Annotated in this window: 16 protein-coding genes; 12 read left to right on the forward strand and 4 right to left on the reverse strand. The window is 71.2% G+C overall.

The genetic code is table 11. The annotated features are described in order from the left end of the window. Nucleotides 1-23: 23 nt before the first annotated feature. Complete coding sequence (locus ASE14_RS12635; RefSeq protein WP_056654982.1) at nucleotides 24-2,639, reverse strand: collagenase; 2,616 nt, start codon at nucleotides 2,637-2,639, stop codon at nucleotides 24-26. A gap of 322 nt (nucleotides 2,640-2,961) precedes the next feature. Here ASE14_RS12635 and tdh point away from each other — a divergent pair, with 322 nt between their 5' ends. The 6 genes from tdh (at nucleotide 2,962) to ASE14_RS12665 (ending at nucleotide 9,840) form a co-directional block, all read left to right on the forward strand. Next, nucleotides 2,962-4,005 carry an L-threonine 3-dehydrogenase gene (gene tdh / locus ASE14_RS12640; protein ID WP_056654985.1) on the forward strand — a complete coding sequence of 348 codons (1,044 nt, stop codon included), beginning with the start codon at nucleotides 2,962-2,964 and terminating at the stop codon, nucleotides 4,003-4,005. A 2-nt stretch (nucleotides 4,006-4,007) separates the two neighbouring features. After that, the gene (locus tag ASE14_RS12645) at nucleotides 4,008-5,195 is read left to right on the forward strand and encodes a glycine C-acetyltransferase (RefSeq protein ID WP_056654986.1); all 1,188 of its coding nucleotides are present in this window, start codon (nucleotides 4,008-4,010) and stop codon (nucleotides 5,193-5,195) included. 216 nt (nucleotides 5,196-5,411) lie between these two features. Then, a complete protein-coding gene (locus tag ASE14_RS12650; protein WP_056654988.1) occupies nucleotides 5,412-6,482 on the forward strand; it encodes a LacI family DNA-binding transcriptional regulator in 1,071 nt (356 codons plus the stop codon). A gap of 251 nt (nucleotides 6,483-6,733) precedes the next feature. After that, on the forward strand, nucleotides 6,734-7,675 hold the full coding sequence (locus ASE14_RS12655; RefSeq protein WP_056654990.1) for an ABC transporter ATP-binding protein: 942 nt from the start codon (nucleotides 6,734-6,736) through the stop codon (nucleotides 7,673-7,675). Next, nucleotides 7,672-9,318, forward strand: coding sequence for an ABC transporter permease (locus ASE14_RS12660; RefSeq protein ID WP_056654992.1), 1,647 nt, complete (start codon nucleotides 7,672-7,674; stop codon nucleotides 9,316-9,318). The genes ASE14_RS12655 and ASE14_RS12660 overlap by 4 nt, the downstream gene beginning before the upstream one ends. A gap of 54 nt (nucleotides 9,319-9,372) precedes the next feature. Continuing rightward, a complete protein-coding gene (locus ASE14_RS12665; RefSeq protein ID WP_056654994.1) occupies nucleotides 9,373-9,840 on the forward strand; it encodes a GbsR/MarR family transcriptional regulator in 468 nt (155 codons plus the stop codon). A gap of 103 nt (nucleotides 9,841-9,943) precedes the next feature. Here the strand turns inward: ASE14_RS12665 and ASE14_RS12670 are convergent, their stop codons facing one another. After that, nucleotides 9,944-11,311: an MATE family efflux transporter gene (locus tag ASE14_RS12670; RefSeq protein WP_056654996.1), complete on the reverse strand. Its 1,368-nt coding sequence runs from the start codon at nucleotides 11,309-11,311 to the stop codon at nucleotides 9,944-9,946. Nucleotides 11,312-11,407: 96 nt separating this feature from the next. Here ASE14_RS12670 and ASE14_RS12675 point away from each other — a divergent pair, with 96 nt between their 5' ends. The 6 genes from ASE14_RS12675 to ASE14_RS12700 all read left to right on the forward strand — a co-directional run bounded on the left by ASE14_RS12675 (nucleotide 11,408) and on the right by ASE14_RS12700 (nucleotide 18,584). After that, nucleotides 11,408-12,748, forward strand: a complete 1,341-nt coding sequence (locus ASE14_RS12675; RefSeq protein WP_056654998.1) for a TrkH family potassium uptake protein — start codon at nucleotides 11,408-11,410, stop codon at nucleotides 12,746-12,748. Beyond that, entirely contained in the window at nucleotides 12,741-13,439 is a 699-nt protein-coding gene (locus ASE14_RS12680; protein ID WP_200953319.1) for a TrkA family potassium uptake protein, read from the forward strand. Before ASE14_RS12675 ends, ASE14_RS12680 begins: the two co-directional genes overlap by 8 nt. A 266-nt stretch (nucleotides 13,440-13,705) precedes the next feature. Then, nucleotides 13,706-14,914 (forward strand): D-alanyl-D-alanine carboxypeptidase/D-alanyl-D-alanine-endopeptidase, encoded by a 1,209-nt coding sequence (locus tag ASE14_RS12685; RefSeq protein ID WP_056655000.1) that lies wholly within the window; start codon nucleotides 13,706-13,708, stop codon nucleotides 14,912-14,914. Between the two features lie 133 nt (nucleotides 14,915-15,047). After that, on the forward strand, nucleotides 15,048-17,063 hold the full coding sequence (locus ASE14_RS12690; protein WP_056655002.1) for a M13 family metallopeptidase: 2,016 nt from the start codon (nucleotides 15,048-15,050) through the stop codon (nucleotides 17,061-17,063). 92 nt (nucleotides 17,064-17,155) lie between these two features. Next, nucleotides 17,156-18,061 (forward strand): serine hydrolase, encoded by a 906-nt coding sequence (locus tag ASE14_RS12695; RefSeq protein ID WP_369816487.1) that lies wholly within the window; start codon nucleotides 17,156-17,158, stop codon nucleotides 18,059-18,061. Between the two features lies 1 nt (nucleotide 18,062). Further along, the gene (locus ASE14_RS12700; RefSeq protein WP_056655006.1) at nucleotides 18,063-18,584 is read left to right on the forward strand and encodes a GNAT family N-acetyltransferase; all 522 of its coding nucleotides are present in this window, start codon (nucleotides 18,063-18,065) and stop codon (nucleotides 18,582-18,584) included. Here ASE14_RS12700 and ASE14_RS12705 read toward each other — a convergent pair. Both ASE14_RS12705 and ASE14_RS12710 read right to left on the reverse strand, forming a co-directional pair. Next, on the reverse strand, nucleotides 18,557-19,372 hold the full coding sequence (locus ASE14_RS12705; protein WP_200953320.1) for a triacylglycerol lipase: 816 nt from the start codon (nucleotides 19,370-19,372) through the stop codon (nucleotides 18,557-18,559). The genes ASE14_RS12700 and ASE14_RS12705 overlap by 28 nt on opposite strands. 47 nt (nucleotides 19,373-19,419) lie before the next feature. Further along, nucleotides 19,420-19,827 (reverse strand): NUDIX domain-containing protein, encoded by a 408-nt coding sequence (locus tag ASE14_RS12710; RefSeq protein ID WP_056655008.1) that lies wholly within the window; start codon nucleotides 19,825-19,827, stop codon nucleotides 19,420-19,422. Between the last annotated feature and the right edge of the window lie 78 nt (nucleotides 19,828-19,905).

Consider the following 19,905-nt stretch of genomic DNA (forward strand, 5'->3'; position numbering starts at 1 on the left):
CGCACGGCCGCCCTGTCGCAGGATCAGTAGCTGGCGGTGACCGTCACCCCCGCGAAGTCCTCGACCCCGGTCAGGCCGACGTAGTTCCACCCGGCTGCGGGCCAGGCCACCACGACGCTCTCCTCGTTGCTGCCGGGGGTCGTCGAGCGCGCGACGTGCGCGTTCGCGTCGGCCCAGCCGTAGCAGTCGTAATAGAGGTCGGCGTCTCCGGTGCCGCCGGTCGTCGTGACGGTCACCTGTGCGGTGTCCGCCGGAATCCAGATGAACAGCGAGTCGGTGTCGCCGCGCTTGGCGGAGCGCCGGGAGCGGCTGCAGTCATCGTCGAGCTGGCGGACATCGGATCCCGTGCACTCCGGGAGTGCCGGGGTGCCGTCGTCCGCGACCGTGACGGGGAGGGTGACCGTGCCGGTCGCACCGTCGTCGTCGGTCACCGTGAGCGTGACCGAGTACGTGCCGGCCGCGGCGAAGGCGATCGAGGGGTTCGCCTCGGTCGACTCCTGTCCGTCGCCGAACTGCCACTTGCGTGAGGCGATCGTGCCGTCCTCGTCGGTCGACGAGTCGGTGAAGCCGACGTTCAGGCCGTCGATCGAAATGGCGAACGACGCCACCGGCACGCGGTTGACCGGGTCGGTGCCGCCACCGAGATCGGCGCTGCAGTCGCCCGCCGCGCACCGCGTCAGGTACGCCGCGAACTCGGCGTCGTACCGCGTGCCGATCGTGTCGGTGATGTAGGTGCGCGCCGCGTCCCAGTCGCCGGCGCGGTACGAGCCGAGGATGGTCTGCAGCTCGCTCGGGCGCTCGTTGAGCATGAACGCCGCGGCGAGGTACCCCCAGCGGTAGACCCGCTCCTGGCCGTGGTCGTAGTTCGTGTCGAAGAGCTGGCTGAGCGTGTAGGTGCCCTGCGCGGCCGCCGCCTGCGCGGCCGTGTTGTCCTCACCCCGGTAGTGGTACGAGATGAACTCGGCGAAGCCCTCGACCCACCAGATCGTGGGCGTCTGCATGCCCTCCTCGAAGTCGCCGTGCATGTTGAAGCGGCCGTCGAGGTAGTGCGTGTACTCGTGGTTGAGGTTCCACACCGCGAACGCCGGGCGAAGCCACTCGGCCTCGTAGGCGATGAACCGCGCGACGTTGTCGGCGGCCGAGGGGTCGCCCTCGAGGTACATGCCGCCGTTGTTGGTGTCGATGCCGAAGATCGCACCCGCGTAGCTCTGGTAGTCGCTGCTCGAGTCGAACACGACCACCTCGATGCTGGAGTTCACATCGTTCGGCACCGCCCCCGGGTCCTTCGCGACCGCGTGGAAGTACTGGTCCTGCGCGAGCAGGCTCGAGCAGGACGCGGCGAGCTGCTCGGCGCTGATCTCCTGGGCGCGGATCGTGATGCCCCCGGAGCAGTCGTGCTCGGTGACGAGGACGGCGTCGGCGACCCGCTCGCCGAGGTTGCAGGTGCCGTAGTCGGCGCACGCCTCGGGGTCGTAGTAGTTCGCCATCTGGCCGAGTGCGACCCACAACTGCGCGGTCGGTCCGTCGAGCGAGGTCCGCGTGAGCAGGTCGGCGACGAGCGGCTTCGCCGTTGCGCGCACCGAGTCGTCGCCGAGGAAGCGGGCGAGCTCGCGACCCGCGTTCGTCGGCAGGAAGGCCGAGTCGCCGCCGAGCCGGTCGAGGTGGGCGACGGCGAAGTCGTGCAGCGTCGTGAGGAGCGACGGATCCGCGGCCACGGCAGCGACGAACTCGGGCACCTGGTGGCCGCGGAACAGCACCGTGAACACGTTGTTCACGGCGTTGCGCATCCACCACAGCGCCTCGTACTCGGCGTCGTACTCGGTGAGCAGCCGCTCGACGACATCGAGGTAGCGGTCGTTGAGCACGGCGCTGTCGATGAGGATGACGGCCTCGCCGAGCACCTCGCCGTTGGCGTCGGTGACGTCGCGCGAGCGCGGGTTGCCGAAGAAGGCGTCGAGCGCACCGGCCGCCGCGTTCGACAGCGACGATCCGTACTCGCCCACGTTCTCGGCGTCGTAGAACTGCACGAAGTACCCCGCCCGGAGGAACAGCACGAGCTGGCCCGCCGACGTGGAGTTGTCGCCGGGGTAGGCGCCCGCGACGCTGCTGAGCGCGTTCGCGACGGTGATCATCTGCGCTTCCGCGAAGATCGCCTTGGCGTCGGCGCCCTTCACCAGGAACAGCGAGTTGATGCAGTCCATCGGGCTCGCGGTGACGAGGTCGACGAGCGACTGGCCGCTCGCCGCAGCGAAGTCCGCGGTCGAGCAGGTGTCGGCGGCCGCCTGTCGGGCCGATGCAGCGCCGGGGCTGCCGGCCGACGGTCGCTCGGGAACGGCGACATCTTCACCGGCCTCGGTGCGGTGCACCTCGGTGTTCGCCGTCAGTGGTGCCGCCGGCTCGGGGTCGAGCTCGGGCGCGAGCGCATCGCTGGAGCCCGTGGCTGCGGCGCCTCCGGTATCGGCCGCCGGGCCGGAGCCCGACGGCACCGGATCGGGCGGTGCTGTCGGGCCGGAGCCCGACGGCACCGGATCCGGTGGTGGTGCGGCGTTGGCCCCGAGCGGGGCGCCGAGGCTGAATGCGAGTACGAGCGACAGCGCGATGGCTGTGCCGGTTCCGCGTCGTCGGATGGGTTGGGTCATCGTCGACTCCTGAATCGTGTGCTGCGGATCGAAGAACCGGCACTGCCGGTTCCCGACCCTGTGCGATCTCCGACCCCCCGGCCGGAGTGGTGCATCTTCTTCGATGCACCGCGGACATAGTGTCATATATCACACGTCACGCGCTACATTATGTTCGGCCGGTCGCTGTCGCGCATCGCGTCCAGCGCCCGCTTCCGGCTGACGGATGCCGCGGCATCCGTGGCACCATGAACTGACTGGCGCTCGGGCGTCCGGACACGATCCGGCCCCGACCCAGAGCCGAACACCCCCGGCTCGCGACCTGAGAACAATGAGGTAATCGATGAAGGCCCTCTATAAACCCGCCCCCGGCGCCGGCCTGGAGTACGTCGATCGGCCCGAGCCCGAGACGGGCCCCGCCGACGTGAAGATCCGGGTGCTGCGCACCGGTATCTGCGGCACCGACCTGCACATCGAGAAGTGGGACGACTGGGCCGCGTCGACGATCGCCGTACCCCTCATCCCCGGCCACGAGTTCTACGGCGAGGTCGTCGAGGTCGGGCCGCTCGTGCACGACGTCGCCGTCGGCGACCGGGTCTCGGGCGAGGGGCACATCGTCTGCGGCATGTGCCGCAACTGCCGTGCCGGTCGCCGCCAGATGTGCATCCGCACGAAGGGCGTGGGCCTCCACCGCGACGGCGCGTTCGCGGAGTACGTCGTGCTGCCCGGCGAGAACGTCTGGGTGCACCACGCCGACATCGAGCCCGAGGTGGGTGCGATCTTCGACCCGTTCGGCAACGCCGTGCACACCGCGCTCGCCTTCTCCGTCGTGGGCGAAGACGTGCTCGTCACGGGCTGCGGCCCGATCGGCCTGATGTCGATCGCCGTCGCCCGCCACGTCGGCGCCCGGTTCATCGTCGCGACCGACGTCTCGCCGGCCCGCCTCGAGCTCGCGCTCTCGATGGGCGCCGACGCCGTCGTCGACGTCTCGAAGGAGCGGGTGCGTTCCGCGCAGGAGCGGCTCGGCATGCGCGAGGGCTTCGACGTCGGCTTCGAGATGTCGGGCTCGCCGAAGGCGCTGCCCGAGATGATCGAGAACATGAACCACGGCGGCCGGATGGCGCTGCTCGGCCTGCCCGCCGAGCCCTTCGCGATCGACTGGGGCAAGGTCGTCACGCACATGCTCACCATGAAGGGCATCTACGGGCGCGAGATGTTCGAGACCTGGAACTCGATGAGCGCGATGCTGCAGACGAGCTCGGAGCTACGCTCGCGGGTCGCCTCGATCATCAGCGACCGCTACCCGGCGCGCGAGTGGCGCACGGCGTTCGACGCGGCCGCCTCGGGCGGCGTCGGCAAGGTCATCCTCGACTGGACGGAGCTGTAGACATGTACGGAACGGTGAAGGAGCAGCTGCGCGCCGAGCTCGACGAGATCGAGGCCGCCGGCCTCACGAAGCGCGAGCGCGGCATCCACGGTCCGCAGTCCTCGGAGATCGAGGTCGCGGGGCGCGAGGTGCTGAACTTCTGTGCGAACAACTACCTGGGGCTCGCGAACGACCCGCGCATCGTCGCGGCGGCGCACGCCGGCCTCGACGACTGGGGCTACGGGCTCGCGAGCGTGCGGTTCATCTGCGGCACGCAGGAGCTGCACCTCGAACTCGAGCGCCGTGTCTCCGACTTCCTCGGCTACGACGACACGATCCTCTTCTCCTCGTGCTTCGACGCGAACGGCGGCGTCTTCGAGGTGCTCTTCGGGCCCGACGACGCGATCATCTCCGACGAGCTGAACCACGCCTCGATCATCGACGGCATCCGTCTCTCGAAGGCCCGCCGGTACCGGTACAAGAACCGCGACCTCGCCGACCTCGAGGCGCAGCTGATCGCGGCATCCGATGCCCGTCGCCGCGTGATCGTGACCGACGGCGTCTTCTCGATGGACGGCTACATCGCGCCCCTCGCCGAGATCTGCGACCTCGCCGACCAGTACGACGCGCTCGTCTTCGTCGACGACTCGCACGCCGTGGGCTTCGTCGGCGAGCACGGCCGGGGCACGCCGGAGCACTGCGGCGTCGAGGGCCGGGTCGACATCACGACCGGCACGTTCGGCAAGGCGCTCGGCGGGGCATCCGGCGGGTACGTCGCCGCCCGCCAGGAGATCGTCGACCTGCTGCGCCAGCGCGCGCGGCCCTACCTCTTCTCGAACACGCTCGCCCCGGCGATCGTGGCGGGAACGATCCAGGCGCTCGAACTGCTCGCCTCCTCGGGTGAGCTTCGGTCGCGGCTGCGCGCGAACTCGGCCTTGTTCCGCTCCCTCATGACGGATGCCTCGTTCGAGCTGCTGCCCGGCGAGCACCCGATCGTGCCGGTGATGTTCGGCGACGCCGCGCTCACCGCGCGCATGGCCGACGCGCTGCAGCGGCACGGGGTGTACGTCACGGCGTTCAGCTTCCCGGTCGTGCCGCGCGGGGCCGCGCGCATCCGCGTGCAGCTGTCGGCGGCGCACTCCGACGAGGAGATCCGCCGCTGCGTCGCCGCCTTCGTGGCCGCCCGCGACGAGGTGGCCGCGCCGGCCTGAGCCCGGTTCCCGGTGTCGCCCGCGGGTAGGCCGCGGGCGGCTCGGAATCGCACCACCCGCCAGCTGATCATTCCCGCGGATATACGATCCGCCGCGCCGCAGGAGACGTCCGGTCGGCGGCGTGTCCGATCGTATATCCGCAGATCGGTTGGGGCGCCGGCGGCGTCGACGCCGCGGTCCGTGCCGCTCGAATCGATTCGGCCTAGAATCGGGCGCATGCAGCCCGACGCCGCTCCCCGTCCGACGCTCGCCGATGTCGCGGCCCGCGCCGGCGTCTCGCCGTCGACGGCCTCGCTCGCCTTCAGCGGATCCGGCCCCGTGTCGGATGCCACGAAGGAACGTGTGCTCGCCGCGGCGTCCGAACTCGGCTACGCCGGCCCCGACCCCCGCGCCCGGTCGCTGCGTCGCGGACGCTCGGGCATCGTCGGCGTGGTGCTCGAGGAGCGCGTGCGCGCGGCGTTCCTCGACCCCGTGAAGATCCAGATGCTCGACGGCATCTCCGAGGGCATCGCCCCGCTCGGCGCCGGCCTCCTGCTCCTCACCGACACCGGCGAACCCGGCGAGCACGCCGTCAGCATCGAGAGCGCGCCGGTCGACGCCGTCGTGCTCATCGGCTGCAGCCCGCGCCTCGCCGACTCGATCGAGGCGCTGCGACGCCGCGGCATCCCGGCCGTCGCGATCGAGGGGGAGACCGGCGAGGACATCCCCGAGATCTCGATCGACAACCTCCAGGCGACCCGGCGCGGCGCCGAGTACCTGCGGCAGTTGGGGCACACGGATGTCGCGATCGTGACGCTGCCGTTCGACGCCGCCCGCACCCGGGGTCCGATCACCGAGGAGCTGCTGCGGTCGAGCACGGCCGCGACGGCGAGCCAGCGGCTCGCGGGCGCCCGCGAGATCTTCCCCGAGGCGACGGGCCGGGTCGCCGGCGCGAGCTCGATCGAGGAAGGCCTCGAGGCCGCGCGGGCCCTGCTCGCCGATCCCGCCCGACGCCCGACGGCCGTCATCGCGCAGAGCGACCTGCTCGCCGCCGGCGTCATCCAGGCGGCCGAGGAGCTGGGGCTGCAGGTGCCGGCCGACCTCAGTGTGCTCGGCTTCGACGGCATCCGCGTCGACGGCCTGCAGCACGACCTCACGACGCTCGCCCAGCCCTCGGTCGCGAAGGGCCGGGCGGCGGGCGAGGCGGTCGTGCAGATGCTCTCGGGCGAGCCGCCCGCCTCGCGGTGCTTCACGAGCACGCTGCACGTGGGCGACACGACGGCGGCGCCGCGGGCCTCGGCGGACTGACGCACCTCGCCAGGCGCACCCTCGCCAGGCGCACCCCCGCCTGACGCACCCCAGCCCCTCGCCGTACCCAGCCACCCGTCGCGCCCTCGCCTGCGAGCGAGATGACGCATGTTGTCGGTACGGGCCGCGTCATTGCGACAACTTCTGGCATCTCGACCCACTCGGCGCCCCGCCGCATCCGTCTCGCACCTGCCGTTAGCGTTCCGTTAGGAAGATTCACAAATTTGTGAATCAAGCGTAGTGTCGGCCTCATGAACACCGTCATCGAAACGCGCGGCCTCGAGAAGCGCTTCGGCCGCGTTCGTGCACTCGACGGGCTCGACCTCAGCGTCGAGGCCGGCGAGGTGCACGGATTCCTCGGCCCGAACGGCGCGGGGAAGTCCACCACCATTCGCGTGCTGCTCGGCCTCATCCGGTCGAGCGGCGGCGAAGCGACCCTCTTCGGTCGCGACCCCTGGCGCGATGCCGTCGCACTGCACCGCCGCATCGCCTACGTGCCCGGCGACGTGAACCTCTGGTCGAACCTCTCGGGCGGCGAGTCGATCGACCTGCTCACGCGCCTGCGCGGCGGCACGACTGACAAGCGCGCCTATGCGGCCCGGCGCGAGCACCTCGCCGAGGTCTTCCAGTTCGACCCGTCGAAGAAGGGCCGCACGTACTCGAAGGGCAACCGGCAGAAGGTCGCGCTCATCGCGGCGCTCGCCACGCCCGCCGACCTCTACATCCTCGACGAGCCCACCTCGGGCCTCGACCCGCTCATGGAGGCGGTCTTCAGGCAGGAGATCGCCGCCCTCCTCGGCGACGGCGCGACGGTGCTGCTGTCGAGCCACATCCTCTCCGAGGTCGAGCACCTGTGCGACCGGGTGAGCATCATCCGCGCCGGGCGCACCGTCGAGACGGGCACGCTCGCCGAGCTCCGCCACCTCACCCGCACTGAGATCTCGTTCGCCGGCGACGGGCTCGACCCGGCCGGCTTCGCGACGATCCCCGGGGCGCACGACCTCGCCGTCGACGGCGCCCGCGTGCGGTTCACCGCCGACTCCGACGCCATGCCCGAGGTGCTCGCGGCACTCGGCCGCCTGCGCGCCACGGGCGTCACCGTGAACCCGCCCTCGCTCGAGGAGCTCTTCATGCGGCACTACCACGACGAGCTCGACGAGCCCGCCCGATCGAGCCTCGAGGGCGTGCGATGAACACCCTGCCGACCCTGCTGCTCGCGCGGTTCCGCCGCGATCGGCTGCAGATCATCGTCTGGCTCGCGCTCTTCGCCCTGCTCGAGGTCGTCGGCCACGCCGCCGTCACCGAGACCTACGGCGACGAGGCCGAGCGCACGAGCGTCATCAAGCTCGTCATCATGAGCCCCGCCATCCTGATGCTCCGCGGCACCCCACAGGGCACCGACCCCGACGCGTTCCAGTTCTTCCTGCTCTTCGGATTCCTCGGGCTCATGATCGGCCTGATGATGACCTTCCTCGCCGTGCGCCACACGCGCGGCGACGAGGAGGCGGGACGCGCCGAGCTCGTCGGGTCGACGCCCGCCGGCCGCATCGCGCCGCTCCTCGCGACGGCGCTCGAAGGCGTCATCCTGAGCGTCGCGGTCGGCGCGATCATGGGCGGCGTGGCCTGGGCCTACGGGGCGGATGCCTCGGGCGCCCTGCTCTACGGAGCGGCCATGTCGGCCGTGGGCATCGCCTACCTGGGCGTCGGGCTCGCGTGCGCCCAGCTCATGCGCACCTCGCGCGGTGCGAACGGACTCGCGGCCGCGATCGTCACCCTCGGCTACGCCCTGCGCGCGATGGGCGACGCCACGGGCACCGTGCAGCCCGACGGGCTCAGCATGGAGCCCGGCTGGTGGAGCTGGCTGAGTCCGATCGGCTGGGGCCAGGCGGTCGCGCCGTACACGCACCAGCTCGCCTGGCCGCTCCTGCTGTGCCTCGGCCTCGGCGTCGTGCTCTTCGGACTCTCGGCGTGGCTGCAGTCGAGCCGCGACCTCGACTCGAGCATCATCCCCGATCGGCCGGGCCGGGTGCACGCGCCGCTCAGCCTCTCGGGCCCGATCGGCCTCGTCTGGCGCACGCTCCGCAACCCCGTCATCGGCTGGGTGATCGGCGGCGTACTGTTCGGGCTCGTGCTCGGCGCGGTCGGGCAGACGGTCGTCGACCTCGTGAACACCCCCGACGGCGAGGAGGCCGGGGCGGCGATCAGCGACACGCTCGCCTCGCTCGCCGGTCCGAACGCGGAGGGCGGCCTGATCGACCTCTTCACGACGGGCCTGTTCGGCCTCGTCGGCGCGCTCGCCGCGGTCGGCGGGGTGCAGGCCGTCATGCGCGCCAGGCAGGACGAGGCGGGCGGCACCGCCGAGCTCGTGCTCGCCGCGCCAGTGTCGCGCTTCCGCTGGTTCTCGGCGTACCTCCTGATCGGGGCCGTCTCGGTCGCCGCCGTGCTCGCCTTCGCGGTGCTCGGCGCGTTCGTCGGGCTCATCGGTTCACCGGATGCCGGTGCGCGCATGTCGACCGTCGCCGAGGCGGGGCTCGCCCAGCTGCCGGCCGGGCTCGTGATCGTCGCCGTCGCCGCGCTCGTCTTCGCACTGGTGCCGAGGGCGTCGATCGCCCTCGGCTGGGCGGTGCTGCTCGTCGCGATCGTGCTCGGCCAGTTCGGCGGGCTCTTCGGATTCCCCGAGTGGCTCCGCGACGTCTCGCCGTTCAGCCACACCCCGATCGTCACGGCCGAGACGATCGACTGGACCGCGGCGTGGGTGATGGCGGGCATCGCCGTCGTCGTGGCGGCGGGGGCCACGGCCCTCGTGCGGCGACGGGACCTGGCGCTCGGCGGGTGAACGCGGGCGCGGGGCATCCGCTCGTCGCCCGCTCGTTCTGTGAGGATGGGGAGTATGGCTCGAGACGAACAGGCGATGAACGAGTTCGTCGAGCAGTCCGCCGCGGCGATGGCCGAGGCGGGCTTCCCGCGCATGCCGGCGCGGGTGCTGATGGCGCTCATCGCCGCCGAGTCGACCGGCCTCACTGCACGGGAGCTCGGTGATCAGCTCGTCGCGAGCGCCGCCGCGATCTCGGGTGCGGTGCGCTACCTGCAGACGCTGCGGATGGTGCGCCGGGTCTCGCAGCCCGGGTCGCGCCGGGTGCTCTACGAGCTGCCCGAGCACGCCTGGTACACGGTGACGATGGGCAAGAACCCGCTCTACGACCACCTCGAGGTGCTCGCGTCGAAGGCCGTCGCAGCGATCGACGACCCCGACTCGCTCGCGTCGCAGCGCATCGCCGAGATGAGCGACTTCTTCCTGTTCATCCAGCGCCGCATGCCCGAGCTGCTCGTCGAGTGGCGCGCAGAGCGCGGGGCGTGAGGGCGCCGGAGGCGACGAGTCGCGTCCGAGGCAACGAGTCGCGTCCGAGGGATCGAACCCGCGTCCTCCGGCGCGACCCGCGTCCTCCGGCGTGGCCCAGCGCTCAGCGCCCCGCGCCGACCACCATCCACGTCGCGCCGCGGGCCCGCAGCCCGAGCGTGACCCCGCGCGCGCCGAGGTAACCGATCGCGAACGCGGCCATGAGCCAGGCCGGTCCTGCGGCGCCGGCCGGGGCGACGGCGACCACCCAGAGGGCGAGCGGCACGAACACGACGAGGTTCACGATGCCGGTCCAAGCCAGGTAGCGGGCGTCGCCTGCGCCGATGAGCACGCCGTCGAGCACGAAGACGACGCCGCCGAGCGGGGCCGAGAGCGCGAGCACGACGAGCGTCGGGGGCAGGAGCGCCGCGACCTCCGCCGAACTCGTGAACAGCGCCGGCAGCACCCAGGCCGTCGCGAACAGCAGCCCGCCGATCACGACGCCGCTGCCGACCCCCCACTGCAGGCAGCGTCGCAGCACCGCGCGCACACCGACGACGTCGCCGGCGCCGAGGTCGCGGCCGATGAGCGCCTGGGCAGCGATGGCAAGCGCGTCGAGGGCGAAGCCGATCGTGAAGTAGAGGGTCATCGCGACCTGGAAGGCGGCCAGTTCGTTCGAGCCGAGCGAGGTCGCCGCCCACGTCGCGAGCAGCAGGGCGAGCCGCAGGCTCAGTGTGCGCAGGAACAGCCAGCCGCCCGATGCCGCCCCGCGCAGCACTCCGGCGTGGTGCGGCCAGGGGCTCGCGCCGGCGCGGGCGGCGTGCCGGCCGACGACGACGAGGTAGACCGCGACCATGCCCCACTGTGCGACGACCGTGCCGACGGCCGACCCCGCGATGCCCCAGCCGGCGACGTAGATGAAGAGGTAGTTCAGGCCGATGTTCACAGCGAAGCCGATGCCGGCGACCCAGAGCGGGGTGCGCGTGTCCTGCAGGCCGCGCAGCAGGCCAGTGGCCGCGAACACGATGAGCATGGCGGGCAGCCCCGCCATCGAGATCGACAGGTAGACGGATGCCTCGGCCGTCACCGCCGCGGAGGCGCCGAAGAGCCCGACGAGCGCAGGTGCTGCGAACCACCCGGCGACGGCGAGCACGACGCCGATGCCGAGTGCCAGCCACAGCCCGTCGATGCCCGAGGCCACCGCGCCGCGCACATCGCCGAGTCCCACCCGGCGAGCGACCGCCGGGGTCGTGGCGTAGGCGAGGAAGACCATGAGGCCGATGATCGTCTGCAGCACCGCACTCGCGAGGCCGAGGCCGGCCAGCGGCGTGGCGCCGAGGTGGCCGATCATCGCGGTGTCGGCGAGGAGGAAGAGCGGCTCGGCGATGAGCGCTCCGAGCGCGGGCACCGCGAGGCGCAGGATGTCGCGATCGACGCCGCGGTCGGCGCGTCGCGCACCTGCTCGGGTACCGGAAGCCTCGGAGTCCTTCATGTGCCAGACGAGCCTACGTCGCGCCTCCGACGGCACCCGACCGGGGTCTAGAGTACGGAGGTGACCACACGCGATGCGACGAGGGCGCGTCGGCGGATGCTCCGCCTTCGCGAGTTCCGGTTGCACCCCGCGCAGGTCGTGGTCGTCGGATTCGCCGCCGCCGTGCTCGTCGGCACGTTCCTGCTCATGCTGCCGATCTCGAAGGCGGGACCAGGTGGCGCGGGGTTCATCGAGGCGCTCTTCACCGCGACCTCCGCGGTCTGCGTGACGGGGCTGACGGTGGTCGACACCGTCGTGTACTGGACCCCGTTCGGGCAGGTGGTCATCCTGCTGCTGATCCAGCTGGGCGGCCTCGGCATCATGATCTTCGCCTCGCTCATCGGCCTGGTGCTCGCGCGCAAGCTCTCGGTGCGCTCGCGGATGAACACCGCCGCCGAGGCGAAGGCCGTCGGCCTCGACGACGTGCGCGGTCTCGTACGCGGCATCGTGCTGATCTCGCTCGCGATCGAGGCGGGCACCTTCGTGCTGCTGTTCCTGCGGTTCCTGTTCGGCTACGGCTACGACGTCGGCCAGGCGGCCTGGTACGGCGCCTTCCACGCCGTCTCGGCGTTCAACAACGCCGGCTTCGCGCTCTACAGCGACAACCTGATGGGCTTCGTGAGCGACCCGTTCATCTGCCTGCCGATCGCCGCCGCCATCATCCTCGGCGGCCTCGGCTTCCCGGTGATCATGCAGTTGCGCAAGGAGTTCACGAAGCCCCTGCACTGGTCGATGAACACGAAGCTCGTGCTGTGGGGCAGCGCCGTGCTGCTCATCGCCGGCACGGCCTACATCACGATCATCGAGTGGAACAACCCCGCGACGCTCGGCGCCCTCGACCCCGCGGCGCGCGTGCTCACCGGGTTCTTCCACTCGGTGCAGACGCGAACCGCGGGCTTCAACGCACTCGACATCGGTGCGATGCGCGACGAGACGTGGCTCGGCATGGACGTGCTGATGTTCATCGGCGGCGGGCCGGCCGGCACGGCGGGCGGCATCAAGGTCACGACCTTCGCGGTGCTGTACTTCATCATGCTCACCGAACTCCGCGGCGAGGGGGCGGTGAACATCTTCGGCAAGCGCCTGTCGCGCGCGGTGCACCGGCAGGCGATCACCGTCGTGCTGCTCGCGGTCGCGGTGGTCGTGGTGGCGACGGTGGCGCTCATGCTCATCTCCGGCGAAGACCTCGACCGCATGCTCTTCGAGGCGATCTCGGCATTCGGCACGGTGGGACTCTCGACCGGGGTCACGTCGGGGCTTCCCGATCCGGCCAAGCTCGTGCTCGTGCTGCTGATGTTCATCGGCCGACTCGGGCCGCTCACCCTCGGCAGCGCCATCGCGCTGCGCGAGCGACCCCTGCTCTTCGAGTACCCCAAGGAAAGGCCGGCCATTGGCTAGATTCCCGTTCTTCGGCGGCGACACCTCACGCCGCATCGCCGAGGCCGACTCGGTCGCCGTCATCGGTCTCGGCCGCTTCGGCAGCGCCCTGGCGCTCGAGCTCATGGCCGGCGGCACCGAGGTGCTCGGCATCGACGTCGACGAGACGCTCGTGCAGTCGCTCAACGGCCGCCTCACCCAGGTGGTGCGTGCCGACTCCACGAAGGAGGAGGCGCTGCGCCAGCTCGCCGTCGACGAGTTCGACCGGGTCGTGGTCGCGATCGGCGACGACATCTCGGCTTCGATCCTCACCTCCTCCGTGCTGCTCAGCATGGGCATTCCGGTGATCTGGGCCAAGGTGGTCGACGACCGTCACGGACTCATCCTCGAGCAGCTCGGCGTGCACCACGTGATCTACCCCGAGAAGGACATGGGTCGCCGGGTCGCGCACCTGGTGCGGGGCGCTGCACTCGACTACATCGAGGTGGATCCGGGCTACGCCCTCGTGAAGGCCGCCGCCCCGGTCATGCTCATCGGCAAGCGGCTCGGCGACAGCGGACTTCGCACCGAGCACGACGTCACGGTCGCGGCGTTCAAGCGAGCCGGCGAGCAGTGGCGCAACGCGGACGCGGACACCGTGCTGCACGCCGGGGACACCATCCTCGTCGTCGGGCCGACGGCGAGTGCCGAGAGCTTCGCCCAGCTGCGCTGAACCACGGCTGGGCTCAGGATCGATCTCCCCCGGCTCGGCGCGAGACGCCCGCCGCCCCGAGATCCGATCCGAAAGTGATGTACTCGGGTGCGAGCAGTGCCGTATGCTTCTGGAAATCCGCTGAGGATACGTTTCGTATGTTCGCGCCGGTACGGCGTGGAGAGAGGATGACCGGTGTCGACTCCGTGCCCGAACGTGCTCACGCACCCCAACCTGCTCACGCACCCCAACCTGCTCACGCACCCGGGCTCGACGGCCGGCGAGCGATGACGACGGAGATCCCGGTCGGGCTGGAACCCGGCCCCGTCGACATCCGCGGCGCCGACCCGAGGCTCGGCGCGGCGCGCATCCACGTGATCGACATCGCCGACGGGCGGGTCGTCTTCGACCGTGATGGAGACCTCCCCGGTCCGACCGCGAGCGTCCTGAAACTCCTCACCTCGGCGGCGGCGCTCGCGGCGCTGGGCCCCGATCACCGCATCGCGACGAGGGTGGTCTCCGGTGCCGAGCCGGGCGAGATCGTGCTCGTGGGCGGTGGCGACGTCACCCTGACCCGGCTTCCCGTCGGAACGGCCTCGTTCTACCGATCGTCGGCGCACCTCGAGACGCTCGCCGGCGCGGTGCTCGCGGCCGTCGGCGAGGGCGTCGTCGACCGACTCGTCCTCGACGACACGCTGTTCACGGGCGAGCCGTGGCTGCCCGAGTGGGACGTCGAGGGCCGGAGCCCCGAGGGGTACATCCCGTTCATCACCGCGCTCCAGGTCGACGGCGACCGCGACGACCCGACCATCGACGACACCCCGCGGAGCGAGGACCCGGTCGGCCGGGTCGGTGCGGCGTTCGCCGCACTGATCGGCCGGGGCCGGGAGATCCGCGTCACCCGCGGTCGCGCCCTCCCGACGGCGCAGGTCCTCGCCGAGGTCTTCTCGCCGCCGCTGTCCGAGCTCATCCGCTTCGGCCTCGAGACCTCGGACAACGCGCTCATGGAGTCGCTCGCACGACTCTCGGCGATCGCGATCGGCGAGTCGGCCGACTTCGACGGGGTCTCGAGGGCCGTTCCCGCCCTGCTCTCCCGGTACGGCCTGCCGGTCGGGCAGTTGACCGTCCGCGACGGCTCTGGCCTCAGCGATCGCAACGCCGTGCCTGCACGCTTCGTCGCCGAACTGCTCGTGCGCGCCCGTCGTGGTGAGCACGGGCTCGGTGTGATCGACGAGATGCTGCCGGCCACCGGCCCGAACGGCACATTCAACCGCCGGCGCTTCACGGGCGACGAGGCGGTCGTCGGCGATGCGGTGCGCGCCAAGACGGGCTTCATCAACATCGTGTGCTCACTCGGCGGCATCGTGCGGGCCGCCGACGGCACCGAGCTGGCCTTCACGGTGTACGCGATCGGCGAGATGATGGGCGACCCCGCCCGCGCCGCGATCGACGCCTTCGTCGCGGGCCTGTACCTCGACGGCGGCGGGACCGCCTGAGGTCGAGCGCACCGCACGGCACGACGTCGCCGATGCGTGCGAGATCGCCTGCGATCTCCACGACCGCTGGGAGTTTCACGCGGCTTCGACGACTCGCGTGCCCCCTCGCGGGGCCGCGGCCTAGGCTGGGGGAATGACCGATGTCGCGCTGCCCTCCGGAATCAAGCAGGACGAACTCGATGCGGGCATCCGCCCGCAAGACGACCTCTTCCGCCACGTCAACGGCAACTGGATCGAGCGCACCGAGATCCCGGCTGACAAGGCCAGGTACGGTTCGTTCCTCGTGCTGCACGAGGAGGCCGAGCAGGCCGTGCGCGAGATCATCGAGGAGTCGCAGGACGCCGAGCCGGGCACCGAGGCGCGCAAGGTCGGCGACCTGTACGCGAGCTTCATGAACGAGGAGCGTGCGAACCTCCTCGGCGCCACCCCGATCGCGGGCCAGCTCGTCGAGGTGGACCTCATCGACACGGTCGACGCCTTCCTCGCGACCCTCGGCCGGCTCGAGCGCCAGGGTGTGCCGGGCTTCCTGCAGCTCTACGTCGACAACGACCCCGGCGACCCCGAGCGCTACCTCGTCTTCGTCGAGCAGGGCGGCATCGGCCTGCCCGACGAGAGCTACTTCCGCGAGGAGCGGTTCGAGTCGGTGCGCGAGGCGTACCGTTCGCACCTCGAGCGGATGCTGCGGCTCGCGCAGCTCGAGGCGCCCGAGGAGCGCGCAGCCCGCGTCTTCGAACTCGAGACCGCGATCGCCGCGACGCACTGGAGCAACGTCGAGACCCGCGACAGCGAGAAGACGTACAACCTGTTCTCGTGGGCGGACGCGGCGGCCGAGGCATCCCTTCGACAGGCTCAGGACGGCGCCGTCGACCTGAACGTCTGGCGCGACGCGATGGGCGTGCCCGCCGGCGCCTTCGACGAGATCGTGCTGCGCGAGCCCTCCTTCGTGCAGGGCCTCGGCGCGCTGCTGACCGAGGACCGCCTCTCGGCCTGGAAGGACTGGCTCGCCTGGCAGGTCGTGCGCGGCAGCGCCGCGTACCTCTCGAACGACTTCGTCGAGGCGAACTTCGACTTCTACGGCCGCACGCTCACCGGCACCCCGCAGATGCGCGAGCGCTGGAAGCGCGGCGTCTCGCTGGTCGAGGGCGCCATGGGCGAGGCCGTCGGCCGCATCTACGTCGAGCGCCACTTCCCGCCCGCGGCGAAGGAGTCGATGGACGACCTCGTCGCGAACCTCGTCGAGGCCTACCGCCGGTCGATCGACGCGCTCGAGTGGATGGGCGAGGAGACGCGGGCGAAGGCGCTCGACAAGCTCGAGAAGTTCACGCCGAAGATCGGCTTCCCGGTGAAGTGGCGCGACTACTCGGCGCTCGAGATCACCGACGACCTCATCGGCAACGTGCGCGCCACGGCCGAGTTCGAGTTCAACCGGGAGCTCGGCAAGATCGGCACGCCGCTCGATCGCGACGAGTGGTTCATGACGCCGCAGACGATCAACGCCTACTACAACCCCGGGTTCAACGAGATCGTGTTCCCGGCCGCGATCCTGCAGTACCCGTTCTTCGACGCCGAGCGCGACGCGGCCGCGAACTACGGCGCGATCGGCGCGGTCATCGGGCACGAGATCGGCCACGGCTTCGACGACCAGGGCTCGAAGTACGACGGCGACGGCCGGCTCACCGACTGGTGGACCGAGGCCGACCGGGCCGCGTTCGAGGAGCGCACAAAGGCGCTCATCGACCAGTACGACGCGCTCGTGCCGGCCCAGCTCGCATCGGGCGACGAGGGTGCGGATGCCTCGGGCGAGGCGCCGCGCGTGAACGGCGCGCTCACCATCGGCGAGAACATCGGCGACCTGGGCGGGCTCGCGATCGCATGGAAGGCGTACGTGCTCTCGCTCGGCGGCGCGGAGGCGCCCGTGATCGACGGACTGACCGCCGCGCAGCGCTTCTTCCTGTCGTGGGCGCAGGCCTGGCAGATGAAGGGCCGCGACGAGGAGGTCGTGCGACTGCTCGCGATCGACCCGCACTCGCCGAACGAGTTCCGGTGCAACCAGATCGTCAGGAACATCGACGCGTTCTACGCTAGCTTCGAAGTGACTCCCGATGACGCCCTCTGGCTCGCACCAGCCGAGCGGGTGACGATCTGGTAGTCGCAGATCCGCATCCGCAAGTACAAGAATTCTCGAGCGCGCCGCTGACCGCGGTGGGGGAGCGCCGACTGCCAGAAAGTGGAATCACCGTGGTGACGTCGTCTCAGGGTTCGGAGCGGCGCGCACGGCATAGCGACTTCCGGCGCGGCAAGCATCGCACCGAGGAGCCCAACGAGAACTTCGCCCGCGGGTTCGACGCGCTCGGCGAGCTCGCGCTCGCCGGCGTGCAGGTCTCGGCTCGTGCCACCGACCTCGCGACCGGCAAGGTGCTCTTCTCCGTCGACGACCACGTCGTGATGCCGACGGCGTCGATCGGCAAGGTGCTGCTGCTCGTCGAGGTCGCCTCGCGGCTCGCGGGCGACAGCAGCGAGTCGTTCACGGTGCTCGACCGGGCTCCGCGCGACGCGGTCGGCGACTCGGGCATCTGGCAGCACATGCAGTCGCCGTCGCTGCCGCTCGCCGACCTCGCCGCCCTCATCGGGGCGACGAGCGACAACCTCGCCACGAACGTGCTCATCCGCTACGTCGGCCTCGAGGCGGTGCGCGCCCGCACCGAGGCGCTCGGCCTCACCCGCACGGCACTCCTCGACCTCGTGCGCGACCACCGCGGTCCCGACGACGCCCCGCAGCTCTCGATCGGCTCGGCCAAGGAACTGACGTGGCTGTTCGCCTCGCTCGCCCGTGGCGAGATCGTCTCACCCGAGGTGTCGCAGCGCGTCGTCGGATGGCTCTCGCTGAACGCCGACCTGTCGATGGTCGCGAGCGCGTTCGGCCTCGACCCGCTCGCGCACCGCACCCCCGACCACAACGTGCTGCTCATGAACAAGACCGGCACCGACGGCGGCGTGCGCAGCGAGGTCGGCGTGCTTCGCGGTCCGCGTGCGAGCGTCTCGTACGCGGTGTCGATGTACTACGCCGACACGATGATCTCCTCGCGTCTCGCGGTGCTCGACGGCATGCGCCAGGTCGGCCTCGACTTGCTGGAGTTCGTGCACTGACATGCTGATCCGCCCGTTCCGGCCCGCCGATCGCGCCGTCGTCGAGCACCTGCTGACCGCGGCGTTCGGCACACCGGCGACGACCGCCGACTCGCCGCCGATCGAGGTCGGGCTGAACACGGCGCTGCTCGGGTCCGATGCGCTGCTCCCGCACCTCGCGCTCGTGGCCGAGCTCGACGGCGTGGTCGTCGGCTACTGCATCAGCACTCGCGCCGCGATCGGCGAGGCGGAGGCCCTCGGCCTCGGCCCGATCGGCGTGCTGCCCGGGCACCAGGGGCACGGCATCGGCACGGCGCTCATCGCCGAGACCGTGCGCGTGGCCGAAGAGCACGGTGAGGGGGTCGTCGTCCTGCTGGGGGATCCCGCCTACTACGGCAGGTTCGGCTTCGTCGCCGGGTCCGAGCTCGGCATCGCTTCGCCGGATGCCACGTGGGGCGAGTACTTCCAGGCGCTCCGCCTCGCGGCGGCGACCGACGCCCACCGCGGCGGGTTCCGCTACGCCCGCCCCTTCGACGAGCTCTGAACGATCCTCGCCTCGACGTCGTCAGCGTCAGCCGCCGCGGCCACGGTCGCTGCTGCCGCGTCGGCGACCGCCTCCGGTGTCGCCGAGAGCGACTCGACCGCGGCGACGACGGCCACCGCCGTCTCGGGCGCCGAGAGGATGCGGAAGTGGCCGGCCACGGGCAGCACCCGGTTCGTGGCGCCCGCGAGTGAGCTGCCTTCCGGCAGGTGCGGGTCGAAGATGCCGAAGATCGACACGATGCGCGAGTTGACGGACGCCGCGCTCGCGAGCTCGACGATCGTGGCGCTGTCGGGGTCGAACTCGCGCATGCTCGGATCGAGCAGGTAGCGCGCGAGCCGTGCGCCGCCGAACGGGGTGGCGATCGCCACGAGGCCGCGGATATCGAGGCCGTGATCGGGGTCGCCGAGCAGCAGTCGCTTGCCGACGAGGCCGCCCTTCGAGTGCGCCACGACGACCCGTCCCGCGGGCGGCACCGGATTCCGCCCGAGTGCGCGTCCGAGACGTTCGGCCGTCTCCGGGATCGCGAGCAGGTTCGCGCCGAGCCCGTGGGCGACCTGCACGCGGTAGCCGTGGGCGCTCAGCGCATCGCCGAGCGGTTCCATGAACGACCAGTGCTCGTAGACCCCGGGCAGCAGCAGGATCGTCGGCTTGCCGGCGTCGCCCAGCGCCCAGCGCTTCGGCGGCTTCGGCACGGTGAGCACCCGCAGTTGCTGTTTCGCCGCGTCGAGGTAGTCGAGCGCCCACCAGCCCGCGGCCGCAAGCGGCGAGAGTCGTGCGGGAGACCACATGCCCGCAGTCTACGAGTGCGGGGTCGAAGCGGTGCCGTCGGATCCGGTCAGTCGATGAGGCCGGCGGCGGCGAGCCGTTCGAGCACCTCGGCGCCGGCGGGCGGGCAGCGATCGAGGTCGTCGGTCGTCACCCAGTGCAGGCTGCCCACCTCGGCCGATGCGAAGGGCGCGGCATCCGTCTCGGCTCGGAAGACCTGCATGCGCACGAGGCGGCCGTCGGGTTCGCCGTGCGCCTGCACGACGACCTCGAAGAGCTCGACGAGCTCGGCCGGGTCGAGCACGAGGGCGACCTCTTCGAGCGCTTCGCGGGCGGCGGCCTCGGCCGCGGTCTCGCCGTCGTCGATCTTGCCGCCCGGCATGTAGTACACGTCGCGGTCGCGCGCCGTGACCATGAGCACGCGGCGGTCGCGCACGAGGGCGATGGCGGCGACGCGGAGGTCGGTGAGCTGGTGCATCCGTTCCAGCCTAGGGCCCCTGTCGCGAGGCGACGGGCCGCGGCTACGCTGGCTCGCACCAGCGCGAAGGAGCGAACC

It is taken from the genome of Agromyces sp. Root81 (genome assembly GCF_001429165.1).
Classification (GTDB): Bacteria; Actinomycetota; Actinomycetes; order Actinomycetales; family Microbacteriaceae; genus Agromyces.